13 protein-coding genes are annotated in these 12,641 nt (G+C 70.7%); 4 read left to right on the top strand and 9 right to left on the bottom strand.

What is annotated here, in order from left to right:
* Positions 1-108 precede the first annotated feature (108 nt).
* The gene (locus ABTZ89_RS10755) at positions 109-849 is read right to left on the bottom strand and encodes a glutamine amidotransferase (RefSeq protein WP_270952825.1); all 741 of its coding nucleotides are present in this window, start codon (positions 847-849) and stop codon (positions 109-111) included.
* A gap of 138 nt (positions 850-987) precedes the next feature.
* Between ABTZ89_RS10755 and ABTZ89_RS10750 the strand changes: the two genes are divergently transcribed.
* Positions 988-2,013 (top strand): LacI family DNA-binding transcriptional regulator, encoded by a 1,026-nt coding sequence (locus ABTZ89_RS10750; RefSeq protein WP_351042787.1) that lies wholly within the window; start codon positions 988-990, stop codon positions 2,011-2,013.
* Positions 2,014-2,025: 12 nt separating this feature from the next.
* The gene (locus tag ABTZ89_RS10745) at positions 2,026-3,135 is read left to right on the top strand and encodes a M20 family metallopeptidase (protein WP_351042784.1); all 1,110 of its coding nucleotides are present in this window, start codon (positions 2,026-2,028) and stop codon (positions 3,133-3,135) included.
* Positions 3,136-3,283: 148 nt separating this feature from the next.
* On the opposite strand, the gene ABTZ89_RS10740 is transcribed toward ABTZ89_RS10745, so the two are convergent.
* The 6 genes from ABTZ89_RS10740 to ABTZ89_RS10715 all read right to left on the bottom strand — a co-directional run bounded on the left by ABTZ89_RS10740 (position 3,284) and on the right by ABTZ89_RS10715 (position 8,514).
* Complete coding sequence (locus tag ABTZ89_RS10740) at positions 3,284-4,069, bottom strand: MerR family transcriptional regulator (RefSeq protein WP_351042782.1); 786 nt, start codon at positions 4,067-4,069, stop codon at positions 3,284-3,286.
* 37 nt (positions 4,070-4,106) lie between these two features.
* Positions 4,107-4,892, bottom strand: a complete 786-nt coding sequence (locus tag ABTZ89_RS10735; RefSeq protein WP_351042779.1) for an alpha/beta fold hydrolase — start codon at positions 4,890-4,892, stop codon at positions 4,107-4,109.
* Between the two features lie 93 nt (positions 4,893-4,985).
* Entirely contained in the window at positions 4,986-5,837 is an 852-nt protein-coding gene (locus ABTZ89_RS10730; protein ID WP_351042776.1) for a glycerophosphodiester phosphodiesterase family protein, read from the bottom strand.
* A 129-nt stretch (positions 5,838-5,966) separates the two neighbouring features.
* A complete protein-coding gene (locus ABTZ89_RS10725) occupies positions 5,967-6,674 on the bottom strand; it encodes an alpha/beta hydrolase (protein WP_351042773.1) in 708 nt (235 codons plus the stop codon).
* Between the two features lie 42 nt (positions 6,675-6,716).
* Positions 6,717-7,619: an NADP-dependent oxidoreductase gene (locus ABTZ89_RS10720; protein ID WP_351042770.1), complete on the bottom strand. Its 903-nt coding sequence runs from the start codon at positions 7,617-7,619 to the stop codon at positions 6,717-6,719.
* 82 nt (positions 7,620-7,701) lie between these two features.
* Positions 7,702-8,514, bottom strand: coding sequence for a methyltransferase domain-containing protein (locus tag ABTZ89_RS10715; protein WP_351042767.1), 813 nt, complete (start codon positions 8,512-8,514; stop codon positions 7,702-7,704).
* A gap of 58 nt (positions 8,515-8,572) precedes the next feature.
* On the opposite strand from ABTZ89_RS10715, the gene pdxR reads away from it, so the two are divergent.
* Complete coding sequence (pdxR, locus tag ABTZ89_RS10710) at positions 8,573-10,060, top strand: MocR-like pyridoxine biosynthesis transcription factor PdxR (RefSeq protein ID WP_351042764.1); 1,488 nt, start codon at positions 8,573-8,575, stop codon at positions 10,058-10,060.
* Positions 10,061-10,146: 86 nt separating this feature from the next.
* Here pdxR and ABTZ89_RS10705 read toward each other — a convergent pair whose 3' ends face one another.
* Positions 10,147-10,791 (bottom strand): CoA transferase subunit B, encoded by a 645-nt coding sequence (locus ABTZ89_RS10705; RefSeq protein WP_351042762.1) that lies wholly within the window; start codon positions 10,789-10,791, stop codon positions 10,147-10,149.
* 29 nt (positions 10,792-10,820) lie between these two features.
* Entirely contained in the window at positions 10,821-11,519 is a 699-nt protein-coding gene (locus tag ABTZ89_RS10700; RefSeq protein WP_270952800.1) for a CoA transferase subunit A, read from the bottom strand.
* 321 nt (positions 11,520-11,840) lie between these two features.
* On the opposite strand from ABTZ89_RS10700, the gene ABTZ89_RS10695 reads away from it, so the two are divergent.
* Positions 11,841-12,623 (top strand): IclR family transcriptional regulator, encoded by a 783-nt coding sequence (locus ABTZ89_RS10695; protein ID WP_351042758.1) that lies wholly within the window; start codon positions 11,841-11,843, stop codon positions 12,621-12,623.
* Positions 12,624-12,641: the final 18 nt, after the last annotated feature.

Here is a 12,641-nt window from a genome sequence, read left to right as displayed (position 1 = left end):
GTGTATTGGACATACATAAAAACGGGATCCCGCAGCCAGGCGGCGTCTGAGGTTCCGCCACCCGCACCGCTAAGCAAGGTGAGTCTGGAAACAGTGGAGGCGGAGGGACTACCGGTCGCCGGCCAACCAGGTGACCGCCTGGTGGAACAGCCGACGGTACCCGTCCCACTCCAGGAATTCGGTCGGCGCCCAGTGCGGCGAGATGTCCGAGGCGAAGGCCAGGGTTCGGCCCTCGCCCTCGGTGCGCACCGCCAGCAGCGGCCGCGACTCGACGGTGGCGAGCACGGTCGCGTCGGACTTGGCGACGAGCTTCTGGTAGCCGAGCAGGGCCGGCCACTGCGCGTCCAGGCCCTCGACGACGGGGTGGGCGGTACCGGTGAGCTCGCCGAAGACGCCTTCCGGGGACTCCACCCGGTCGTCGTAGGGCAGGATCTCCACCGGCAGCACCTCCTCGATCGGGGTGTCGTGGAAGTTCGCCTTGCCCTGGAAGCCCTGGAAGCTGAGGTAGCCGCCGGCCATCGCCAGCCCGCCGCCGGCGCGCACCCACTCGGCCAGCAGCTTGAGCCGGTTCGGGAACCGGCGGCCCTGGTTGAACACCTGCGGGTGCAGCAGCAGCGAGTTCGCGCCGATGTCGGACAGGATCACCACGTCGTACTCGCCGAGCTCGTCGAGCGACGCGGGGAAGTCCGTCGCGACGAGGTGCGACGGCAGGTGGACCACGTCGTGGCCTTCTGCGCGCAACGCCGCGAGCAACGCCTCGGCCCCGATCTCGAGCTGGGCGCGATCGATGGCGTCGAAGCCCTTGACGTCGGTCGTCCGGGCCACCCAGGACTCCCCGGCCAGCAGCACGCGGCTCAAATCCGCCTCCCCTGTTGGATGATGTTGCGCAAACTTTGCGCTCGATGTTGCGCAAACTAATCCGCGCCGCGCCCTCCGTCAAGCGTCGACCTGAGCCGCCTTGCCGATACACTGCGCCCAGAGCACTCGATGGAAGGGGCGCGGATGACGTTGACGCGCGTTGCGCAACGTGCGCAAGTGTCGACCTCGACGGCGTCGCGCTACCTGCGCGGCCAGCTGAAGGTGCAGCCCGAGACCGCCGCGCGGATCGACGCCGCCGTCCAGGAGCTGCACTACGAGGTGCGCCCGGCGGCCACCGCGGACACCGGGCGCGACCACGCACCGGTCATCGCGCTGATCGTCCCGGAACTGGCCAACCCGTTCTTCGCCGCGCTGGCCGAGGAGATCGCCACCGCCGCTGCCGTCAGCGGCGCCTCGCTGGTCATCGGGGTCACCGGCCGGCAAGCGCAGCGCGAGGCCAAGGTCAGCGACTTCGTCGCGGACACCGAGGACATCGACGGAATGATCTACGTCGGGATGCACCGCGAGAACCCGCGGCTGCTGCAGGCCATCGCCGACGGGCTGCCGGTGGTCGTCCTGGACGAGGAGATCGCCAACACCACCGGCGTGGACACCATCGGAGTGGACAACTACGGCGGCGCCTACCAGGCCACCGCCTACCTCGCGCAGCTCGGCCACCAGCGCATCGCGCACATCGCCGGACCTCGCGAGCTGTCCACCACCCGCGACCGGCTGCGCGGGTACCGCGACGCGATGGAGCACGCCGGGCTGGAGGTCGACGAGGGCCTGGTCCTGCACGGCCCCTACACCGAGCAGTTCGGCGCGAGCACCTTCCCGTACCTCACCGGCGCCGCGCAGCCGCCCACCGCGGTGTTCGTCGGCAGCGACATCGCCGCGGTCGGCGTCCTCGGCGCCGCCGAACTGCACGGCCTGAGCATCCCCGAAGACCTCTCGGTGGTCGGCTGCGACGGCATCCGGGTCGGCGAATGGCTGCGCCCGAAGCTCACCACCCTGCAGCAGCCCGTCGCCGAGCTGGCCCGCGGCGCGCTCGAGCTCGTCCACACCCGCATCGCCGACCCCGGCGGCAGCACCGTGCGGCGGAACCTCCCGCTGCAGCTGGTCATCCGCGGTTCCGCTGTTCCGCCCAAGCCCTGATCCGGAGGACCCGTGCCCGACCCGATCGAGCTCACCCAACAACTCGTCCGCCTCGACACCCGCGCCGCGGGTGAGAAGGCCGCCGCCGAACTGATCGCCCCGCTGCTCACCGCCGCCGGCTTCGAGGTGGCCGTCGACGAGCCGCGCCCCGGCCGGGCCAACCTCGTCGCCCGGTTCGGCACCGGCACCCCGCTCACCCTCACCGGGCACCTCGACACGGTGCCCGCCGACCCCGCGACGTGGACGTTCGACCCGCACAGCGGCGAGATCCACGGCGACCGGCTCCGCGGTCGGGGCAGCAGCGACATGAAGGCCGGGGTGGCAGCGATCGTCGCGGCAGCGGTGCAGGCCGCCAGCACTGCCCCGAACGAGCTCGCCGCGCAGCTGGTGTTCACCTTCGGCGAGGAAACGGGCTGCGAAGGTGCGGCTCTGCTGCCCGAGCTCACGCCCAGCCCCGCGCTGCTGGTGGCCGAGCCCACCGCCAACCGGATCGTGCTGGGGCACAAGGGAGTTCTGTGGCTGCGGCTCACCGCGCACGGCAGGAGCGCGCACGGGTCCCGCCCGGAACTCGGCGAGAACGCCCTGGCCGCGCTCGCCGAGACCGCAGTGCGCATCCACCGCAACGACGACTGGCCGACCAGCCCGACGCACGGCCCGGCCACGGTCAACGTCGGCGCGTTCCACTCCGGCGTGCAGCCGAACCTGGTGCCCGACCGGGCCGATCTGCTGCTCGACATCCGCACCACCCCGGAGTTCACCGCCGACGACGCGCGCACCGCGATCACCGAACTCGCGCTCCCCGGCACGGAAATCGCCGCCGAACTGGACCTGCCGGGCGTCGCGACCAGCGCCGAGGACCCGCTGGCCCGCGCCATCGTGGCGGCGCTGCGCCCGGAAAACGCCGACGAGAAGCCGGAATACGCCACGTACTTCACCGACGCCTCGGTCCTGGCACCGGCCCTCGGCTCCCCCGCGGTGATCGTCTACGGCCCGGGCGACCCGGACCAGGCCCACGTCAGCGACGAAACCTGCTCGGTCACGGCGATCCGCGAAACCACCGAATCCCTCACCCGCCTCCTCACCACCTGGTCCTCGATCCAAGAACCCACCGCCGAGCAGTGACCCCGGCGCGCGGGTCCGCAAATTCCATTGAAATCGAACCTCCGATTTCAATGGAATTTTGAGTCCACGACCACAGCGGGAGGTGCGCAGTTCTCGCCGCCAGCAGTGCATCATTCCCAAATAATCCACTGTGGACTCCCTGTGGCGGTTACCGGGAACGTCGCGCGGGGTCCGCTCGTTCGAGCTTCGTCCAGCCCCGCCAGCCGCGCTCCGCCAGCAGTTCGATCAGGCGGCGGGCCGGCGGCGCGGTCTCGAATGCCAGGGCGTCCATCAGCTCCGCCAACGGCGGGTCCACGTCGACGTCGTCGACGTAGGCATCGCCGCGCTGCTCGGCGAGGTGGGTGACGAGGGCTGCCAGCTCGTCGGCCAGCTCGACCAGCCGCGGGTCGTCGTCGGCCCAGTCGAACGCTTGGCCCAGCGCGAGGTACAGGTCGACGAACTTCGGGTCGGCGATCTGCTCCTGCTTGCGCGCGATCCACTCCCGGACCCGCCCGGGAGAGCATGCGACCAGGGGAATCCAGCCGTCGCGTTCGACCTGGACGATCCGCTCGTCGACGCCGAGCTCCCGCAGCCGTTCGAGGAAGTCGACCACCTCCGGGGGCAGCACCAGGCTGTCTCCGGAGGAGAGGCCGGCGATCCGCTCGCGATGCCGCTGCCGCTGCCGGATCTCCGCCCGCAACCTCGCGTCGATGTCGGCGACGGCTGCGGCGAACTCCTCCTGGTCTGCCCGCAGCAGCTCCCGCACGCGCGCCAGCGGTACCCCCGCCTCGGCGAGGGTCCGGATCTTGACCAGCTCGATCACCGCACCGGCGTCGTACCGCCGATAGCCGGACCGGTCCCGCTCCGGCTCCGGCAGCAGCCCCTTGGCGTGGTAGTGCCGCACCGCGCGCACCGTCACCCCGGCGTGCGACGCCAGCTCACCTATCGTCAGCATCCGACCAGTCTCCTGGGCCTCGCGGCTGTTCGCCGGGTCATGCCCGACCCGATGCGCGACGGATGAGCCGGGCGACTTCAGGGGCGCGAGCGACCATCAGCCCGTGATCCGCGTCGAGCCAGGCCGTGGTGGTGCGCGGCCGCGCGCGGACCAGCCGCTCGATGCCGGCGCGCCAGTTCCGGTTGCGCCACGGTGCACGCCCTTCACCGCTGTCGCCGGCCATCGACGTCGACATGATCATGCTGATCGGGAGGTCGATCTTCCGGTACCTGTCGAGGATTCCGGACCGCACAGCCTCCACCTCGAGGTTCAGCCCGACGATCTCCTGCCCGGTGAGCAAAACCTGGCGCGGCGTGCCCTCGAGGGACTTCACCTCGCGCCGCAGTTCTTCCGCCATCGCGCAGAACTCGGGCAGGTCGCGCTCGGTGATGAACGGTTCGGGCACCGGGTTCGCCCCGTCGACGAGGACGAGTTCGGCGCCGATCTCGGGATGCTCCGAGGTGTGGTGCACGATCAGATCCGCGCCCAGCGAGTGGCCCACGAGCACAGGCTCCGGAAGGCTCAGCTCCGCGAGCACTGCGGCGAGATCACCGAGGAACGCGTCGAAGGAATACCGGTCGGCGGCCGAGGAAAGCCCGTGACCTCGCAGGTCGAAGGTCACCACGTCGTGGTCGCGCCGCAGCAACCCGACCAGCTCGCCCAGATCGGCCTGCGTCGTGAGCAACCCGGGGCACAGGACCAGCGGTCGTCCCCGGCCACCGCGAGAAGCTGCGATCGCGACCCCGTCGTGGTGGACCGTGAAGTGCTCGATCTTCGCCGTCATGCCGACCAGCCTGACGGCTTGCCCCTGCGTCAAGGTCAACCCGCGAAGCGGGCCGCTCCCGGAGGAACGGCCCGCTTCGCGTCAGTTGGCTCGTCAGGCTCCGTCGATCTCCGAGCGCAGGACGTCGGGGCGGTCGCTGATGATTCCGTCCACACCGCGCTCGATCAGGGTTCGCATCTGCGCCGCGTCGTTGACCGTGTACGGGTTGATCCGCATCCCGTGCTCGTGGACGGCGGCGATGTACTCCGGTGTCGCCTGCGCCTGGTTCGGGTTGACCTGGTTCGAATAGGTCGCCACGTCGGCGAGTTCGGCCTCGGTCGGCGCGCCCAGCACCCCCACCTGCACCTGCGGCAGCAGGTCGTGGAAGTGGCGGACGAAGTCCCAGTCGAAGCTCTGCACCACGAGGTTGCGGGCCTCCGGGTCGGGCCGCACCCACGAGGGCCGCGCCTGGAGTTCGCCTGCGATGCGCTCGGCGATGCCCGGGTAGAGCTCCGGCGACTTGGCCTCCAGCAGCAGGCCGGCGCGGCCGCGCTGCAGGACGTCCAGCACCTCGGCCAGCGTCGGGACCTGCTCACCGGCGAACTCGGGCGCCTTCCACGAACCCGCGTCCAGGGTGCGGATCTCGTCGAGGGTGAAGTCGGAGATCCGCCACGGCGCGCGGTCCGGGAACTTCTGCTCGACGTCGGTGGTGCGCTCCAACGTGTTGTCGTGGGCGACGACCAGCGCGCCGTCCTCGGTCTGCTGGACGTCGATCTCCACCAGGTCGGCCCGCATCTGCACGCCGAGCCGCACCGCGGCCAGGGTGTTCTCCGGTGCGTAGGCGGATGCCCCGCGATGCGCGATGGCGGCGACGTCCACCTCGGCGGCGGTGGCAACGGGTGCTGGTGCCAGCCCGATCGACACCACCAGTGCGGCTGCGGCAGCAACCGCGATCCGGCGCAACATGCGAACTCCTCGTCTGCTTTGTCCGAAACGTCGTCGAGATCCTGCGGGGACGAGCCGTCCACCACGTGATCAACGACGAACGAACCGGTAGCGCAGGCGTGAACGTTCACCGCCGCGTGGTTCCGGAGCTCACTTGTTCAGAGCGGCGACCATCCAGTCCACTGCCCGGTCGACCGCTTGGCGGGCAGCGGGATTCGGCCCGTGCCCCTCGAAACCGTGTGCCGCGTCCGGGATTTCGATGACTTCCAGGTCAGCACCGGCTTCGCGGGCCTCCTTGACGAACGCGTCCTGGGTGGGCACGAAGAATTCGTACTCGTCGCCGACCCGCACCAGCAGCTTGGGCAGCTCCGGGTGCTCGGTGACCGCCTCCACCGCGTTGAAGCGCGGCTTGTCGCCGGGCCAGTCGGGCGGCGGGGCCAGCACCGGGTAGGTGAACCCGACCGCGCGGAGCCACGACGGCGCGGTGCGCAGGTACGACGCGGCGATCGGCCCGCCTCCGGAGAAGCACCACAGCGCGATGCGGTCGCCGTCGACGACGTCGAGCTGCCGCGTCCGCTCGATCACCGCGGCGACGTCGTCCGCGGCCTGCGGGTAGTGCATGTCGGTGTGGAGCCGGTGGTTGAAGGTGATCCCGACCAGCCCGGCCGCCGCGGCCAGCGCGCCGTAGCCGATGAACCCCTCCCAGTCCCGTGGCTTGGGCTCGACGTCCTCGGGAACGGGACCACCGTGCACGAAGATCACCGCCGGCCGCGGCCCCGCTTCCTCGGGGTGGTGGACGTCCATCACGTCATCTCGGACCCGCCGAACCGGTGCTACGTCTTCGAAGAAATCGGCCATGCCCCGAATTCGACCAGAATTCCGCCGCCCGTGCGGCGGTTTTCAGGGAACGAGGACGACCTTCCCCACGACGTGCCCGTGCTCGACCTCCGCGAGCGCCGCGCCGGCCTCGTCCAGCGGCCGGACCTGCTTGACGCACGGATCCAATTCCCTCGAAACGACCAGCCGGGCCAGGGAATCGAGGACGGCAGTGCTGCGATCGCGTTCCACCGTCCGGCCACCCAGCTCGGCGACCAGCGTTTTGTCCGCGATGGACAGCAGTTTCGAGCGGTCCTCGACCAGACCGGCGACAGTGCGCAGGGCTTCGCCTCCCACCAGGTCGAAGACCGCGTCGACTCCGTTGGGAGCAGCGGCTCGCACCCGGTCGAGGACACCGTCCCCGTAGGCCACCGGGGTCGCACCGAATCCTGCGACGAGGTCGTGCTTCGCCGGACTCGCCACACCCACGACGTTGATCCCCCGGGCTCGCGCGAGCTGCACCGTCGGGACTCCGACACCACCACCCGCGCCGTTGACCAGCAGGGTCTGCCCAGCGCTCAAACCGAGGTTGTCCAGGGCGTCGTACGCGGTACCGCTCGCCACCGGCAGCACTGCCGCTTCCTCCGGCGACACCGAATCCGGTCGCCGCGCGGCGAAGGACGCGGTGACCAGAGCCTGCTCAGCCCATCCGCCGACCATGCCGGGGCACCCGCCGAACACCTCGTCACCGACCGAGAAGCCCGTGACACCCGCCCCGACCGCGGTGACCGTCCCGGCCACCTCGCGCCCCAGGACCGCGGGCCCGGCAACGCCGTAGGTCCCCTCGCGGAGCCGCCAGTCCCCCGGGTTCACCCCAGCGGCGCGAACCCGCACCAGCAGCTCACCCGGCCCCGGATCGGGCACCGGCACGTCCAGGAAGGTCTCCTTCTCCGGCCCGCCCGCTTCGGAGAACCCGTACGCCCGCACACCCACTCCTCCACCATCGCCTGCAACTCCCCCAAGCCTGCCACGCGCCCGCGTCCCCGGACCATCACGGCGGCCCTGGAGATCAGGGGAGCTTCGCGGCGAGCGCTTTGAAGAACGTGTAGTGGAAGGTTCCGCCCGCTTCAGCCACCCGGTGGAGGTCGGCCACACCCCGGCGCCAGTCGGCCGACGTGGTGAGGCCGGCGGCCAGCGCATCGCCCCCGACCGATTCGATCATGGCGATGAAGGTGTTGCGGGTGAAGCCTTCGACCAGCTCCGGCCGGTTCTGATCGACGTAGACCGGCCGGGCCTGGACGGTGATGCCGCCGTATCCGGATTCGGCGAGCAACGGCTGCAATCTCCGTCCGATGTGCGCATCACCGCCGGCGAGGGACTGCAGCTGGACCTGGCAGTCGATCGCCGCTCGGGCGTGGGCGCTGTCGGGGTGCAGGAGCACCGATCCGTGGTCCCCCTCGATCGCGGTGACGGTCCCGCCGGGCCGCAGCAGACGGCGCAGTTCCAGCAGCGCCCGCTGGGGATCGGGCAGGTGTTCCAGGACGAAGCAGACGAAGAGGTGGTCGAAGGAGGCATCGGAGAAGGGCAGGTCGAACAGGTCGGCGCAGTGCCACTCCACCTCCGCATCGGGCGAGTCCGCAGCGAGGCGGGCTCGGGCCCGCCCCAGCGACGCCTCGTTGACGTCGACCGCCACGATGCGCGCTCCGGGACTGCTGGCGACCAGGTGCGCGGTCTGCGCACCGATGCCGCAACCGACCTCCAGCACCCGGCTGCCAGCGGGGTACGCCGTGCCCTCGTGCAGCAGCGCGGCCAACGTGTCCGCCTGGTCGCCCAGCCGACGGGTTTCCAGCTCCGAGTAACCGTGCACGTAGTCGATCGTCATCGCGCCTCGTTCTTCCCTTCCCGGTCGTCGCCTCCCACCCTCGCGCCACAATGGTCCGGTGCCCAGGTCCAAAACTGCCGCTGTCGACCGGTCCAAAACCCCGGGAGCGGACTTCCTGCAGCTGCACGTCGACCAGGCCCCGGCGGGCGGGCTGTCGGAGTGGCTGGCCCAGCGGCTCCGGCTCGCCATCGCCGACGGTCGTCTCCCGGTGGGCAGCAGGCTCCCCGCCACCCGAACTCTGGCCGCGGAACTGCGCGTCTCCCGCGGCGTGATCACCGAGGCGTACCAACGGCTGAGCGAAGATGGCCACGTGGCCGGTCGCGGGCGCAACGGAACGATCGTCGTGGCCGCTCCCGCCCGAACCGCACCGGCGTCGCCGCCAGCCCGGGACGAAACGCCCTCGCCGGACTCGTTGTTCGAAGCTGCGCCCGGCGCCGACGTCTTCGACTCCTTCCGCGCGATGCCTGCCCGGATCGACCTGTCCCCCGGAACACCGGACCTCGCGGCTTTCCCCCGGGCAGCTTGGCTGCGCGCGGAACACGCCGCGCTCGGCGAGCTCTCATCAGCGGGGTTCGGATACGGAGATCCCCGCGGGACCACCGCGCTGCGTTCGGCCGTGGCGACCTGGTTGGCCCGCACTCGCGGAATCCTGGTGGACCCGAGCGAGGTCCTCATCGTCGCGGGCACTGCCCAAGCGCTCACCCTGGTCGCGCAAGTGCTCCACAGCTCGGGAATCCGCGAAGTGGCGGTGGAGGACCCCGGATCGCTCGGAGCCCGCCAGCACCTGAACAGCCAGCGGGTGGGCACTCCGCCGATCCCGGTCGACGCCGGCGGTCTGCGCGTCGAGCGCCTGCGCACCGCAGGCTCCCCGGCCGTGCTGCTGACACCCGCTCACCAGTTCCCGACCGGCGTGGTGCTGAGCGGCGAGCGGCGTCGCGAACTCATGCGCTGGGCCGCGGACGGCGGACTGATCGTCGAGGACGACTACGACGCCGAGCACCGCTACGACCGGCCGCCGGTGCCCGCCCTGCGCTCGATGCTCGCCGAAGAGGTCATCTACGCGGGCAGCATCTCCAAACTCCTCGCCCCCGCGCTCCGGGTCGGCTGGGTCCTGGCCCCCGAGCGCTATCGCGACGACCTGGTGGACGCGAAGCGGTACGCGGACCTGGGCAATGCGGTGCTGCCGCAGCTCACCCTGGCGCGGCTGGTGGAATCGGGCGTGCTGGAACGCCATCTGCCCCAACTGCGCCGCCGCCACCGGCAACGCCGGGACGCCATGGTCGACGCGATCCGCGCTCACCTGCCCGGCGCAGAAGTGCACGGTGCCGCAGCGGGCCTGCATCTGCTGATCACCTTCGACGCCGGCTTCTCCGACGCAGACCTCGCCTTCGCGGCACTCGGGCACGGCGTGAAAGTCCAGCCGCTGTCGTGGCACGGTCAGCGCCCGCACCGACCAGGGCTCGTCCTGGGCTACGCCGCCAGAACGACGACGGAGATCGGTGACGGAGTCGCCGCTGTCGGCAAAGCCTTGCGGCGGCTGCTCTGAAGCCCTGGCCCGACGCAGATCCGGCACGACCCGCGTGGCGCCGCGGGTCGTGCCGGAAGTTTCGTCCACAAGGGACGGAGAAGGGGTCAGCTCGCTGCGACCGCGTCCAGGATCGGGGCACCGGTCTTCTCGCGGACCTCTTCTTCGGTGACGCCGGGGGCGACCGAGATCAGCTGCAACCCGTCCGGGGTCACGTCGAGCACCGCGAGGTCGGTGACGATCCGGTTGACCACGCCCGCTCCGGTCAGCGGCAGCGTGCACTCCTCGACGATCTTCGGGCTGCCGTCCTTGGCGACGTGATCGGTGATCACCACGATCCGGCGCGCGCCGACCACCAGGTCCATCGCGCCGCCCATGCCCTTGACCAGGGCGCCCGGGATCGTCCAGTTCGCCAGGTCGCCGTTCACGGCCACCTGCAGCGCGCCGAGGATCGCGATGTCGATGCGCCCGCCGCGCATCATCGCGAAGGACGCCGACGAGTCGAAGTAGCTGGCCCCGGGGTTGACCGTGACCGTCTGCTTGCCCGCGTTGATGAGGTCGGGGTCCTCCTCCCCCTCGTAGGGGAACGGGCCCAGCCCGAGGATGCCGTTCTCGCTCTGCAGGGTCACCCGCACGCCGTCCGGGATGTGGTTGGCGACCAGCGTCGGGATGCCGATCCCGAGGTTGACGTAGTCGCCGTCGCGGAGTTCGGCGGCCGCGATCGCCGCCATCTCGTCACGGTTCCAGGCCATGGTTGCTCCCAAGTTTCGAGGTGAGGCGCTCAGGGGCGCGGGCGGACGGTGCGCTTCTCGATGTCCTTGACGCGCGGTCGCGCCAGCGCGAGCCGGTCGACGTAGATGCCCGGCGTCACCACCCGCTCCGGGTCCAGGTACTCCTCGCTGAGGTGCTCGACCTCGACCGCCGTCACCTTCCCGCAGGTCGCCACGACCGGGTTGAAGTTGCGCGCGCTCTGCCGGTAGACGAGGTTGCCCGCCGGGTCCGCGGTGTGGGCGTGCACCAGCGCCACGTCGGCGACGATGGCCCGCTCCTGCACGTAGGTGTGCCCGTCGAACTCGGCCAGCGGCTTGCCTTCGGCCACCGGGGTTCCGACGCCGGCGCGGGTGTAGAACGCCGCGATCCCCGCGCCACCGGCGCGCATCCGCTCCGACAGCGTTCCCTGCGGCGCGAACTCGACGGTCAGCGTCCCGTCCAGGTACTGCTCGGCGAACAGCTTGTTCTCCCCCACGTAGGAGGCGATCACCTTGGCCACCTGCTGGTTCTCCAGCAGCAGCCCGAGCCCCTTGCCGTCCACTCCCATGTTGTTGGAGACCACCGTCAGCCCGGTGACCCCGCTGTCGCGGACGACCTCGATGAGGTCGCTCGGGATGCCGCACAGGCCGAAGCCGCCGACGGCGATCGTCATCCCGTCCTCGAGCACCCCGGCCAGTGCCTCCGCCGCACTCGAACGCAGCTTGGACAACTCATCACCTCTTCATCGGTCCGCTGGACGAACAGCAGCAGTAAAGGGGCGCACCCCCGTTCACCGCAACAAATCACCGTTGATCACGCCCGAACCGTTCAACGGGCGATCGCTGTTCGATCCAAGCGTTCACTGAGTGGACGCTATCGTGTTCACCATGAGCGCCCAGTCCTGCCCAACCGCACCTCAGGGGACCGTGACGCGAACCAGCCACAAGAAACCCCCAAAACGCAAGATCACTACCGAACGCAACCACCACTGTGAATCGCGGAGAGGCGGGACAGTGAATCGCGGAGAGGCGGGACTGGGAGGCGGGACTGCATGAACACCCCGAACGCGCACCTGGTCGGCCGGGTCGGCACCGTGCTCCGGGCGCTGTCGGCGACCAACGAGACCGGTGCGGCCACCAGCGACCTGGCCAGGGCCACCGGCCTCCCCCGGCCGACCGTGCACCGGCTGCTCAGCTCCCTGGCCGAGGAGGGGTTCGTCGACCGCGACCAGCGCACCGGCCAGTGGTTCCTCGGCCCTGAGCTGTACCTGCTGGGGCAGACCGCAGGCGCCCGCTACGACGTCACGCACCACGCCCGCGCGAGCGTGCACCGGCTGGCGGCCAAGACCGGCGAGAGCGCGTTCTTCTCGGCTCTGCGCGGCTCGGAAACGGTGTGCCTGCTGCGCGAGGACGGCGACTTCCCGATCCGCTCGTTCGTGCTCTACGAAGGCGCCCGGTTCCCGCTCGGCGTGGTCTCCGCGGGCCTGGTCATCCTCGCCTTCCTCGACGACGCGGAGATCGACGCCCACTTGGAGAGCACCGACCTGACCGGCCGCTGGGGCCCGTCGCACTCCCCCGAAGCGGTCCGCGCCCGCATCGCCCGCACCCGCCGCGACGGCTACGCGGTCAACCCCGGTCTGGTGGTGGAGGGCAGCTGGGGCATGGCGGCAGCGGTGTTCGACCGAGCGGGCAAACCGGCGTGGGCGCTGACCTTGACCGGCATCGAACCCCGCTTCCGCCTGGAGCGCCAACCCGAACTCGGCGCCCTCCTCCTCCACGAAGCCCACGCCCTCACCCGAGCCCTCGACGCCCCCAACCACCAGTCCCCCCGCTGACCCTGCTGTTCAGCAAGC

It is taken from the genome of Saccharopolyspora sp. NPDC002686 (assembly GCF_040295745.1).
Classification (GTDB): Bacteria; Actinomycetota; Actinomycetes; order Mycobacteriales; family Pseudonocardiaceae; genus Saccharopolyspora; species Saccharopolyspora oryzae.
Note: the sequence above shows the minus strand (reverse complement) of the source record. Positions and strands in the feature narration are given on the sequence as shown.

What these genes read in the sequence shown, in the direction of transcription:
- ABTZ89_RS10750 (WP_351042787.1), top strand. Translation starts at nt 988, where the DNA reads ATGGAAGGGGCGCGGATGACGTTGACGCGCGTTGCGCAACGTGCGCAA.
- ABTZ89_RS10740 (WP_351042782.1), bottom strand. Translation starts at nt 4,069, where the DNA reads ATGCTGACGATAGGTGAGCTGGCGTCGCACGCCGGGGTGACGGTGCGC.
- ABTZ89_RS10735 (WP_351042779.1), bottom strand. Translation starts at nt 4,892, where the DNA reads ATGACGGCGAAGATCGAGCACTTCACGGTCCACCACGACGGGGTCGCG.
- ABTZ89_RS10730 (WP_351042776.1), bottom strand. Translation starts at nt 5,837, where the DNA reads ATGTTGCGCCGGATCGCGGTTGCTGCCGCAGCCGCACTGGTGGTGTCG.
- ABTZ89_RS10725 (WP_351042773.1), bottom strand. Translation starts at nt 6,674, where the DNA reads ATGGCCGATTTCTTCGAAGACGTAGCACCGGTTCGGCGGGTCCGAGAT.
- ABTZ89_RS10715 (WP_351042767.1), bottom strand. Translation starts at nt 8,514, where the DNA reads ATGACGATCGACTACGTGCACGGTTACTCGGAGCTGGAAACCCGTCGG.
- ABTZ89_RS10705 (WP_351042762.1), bottom strand. Translation starts at nt 10,791, where the DNA reads ATGGCCTGGAACCGTGACGAGATGGCGGCGATCGCGGCCGCCGAACTC.
- ABTZ89_RS10695 (WP_351042758.1), top strand. Translation starts at nt 11,841, where the DNA reads ATGAACACCCCGAACGCGCACCTGGTCGGCCGGGTCGGCACCGTGCTC.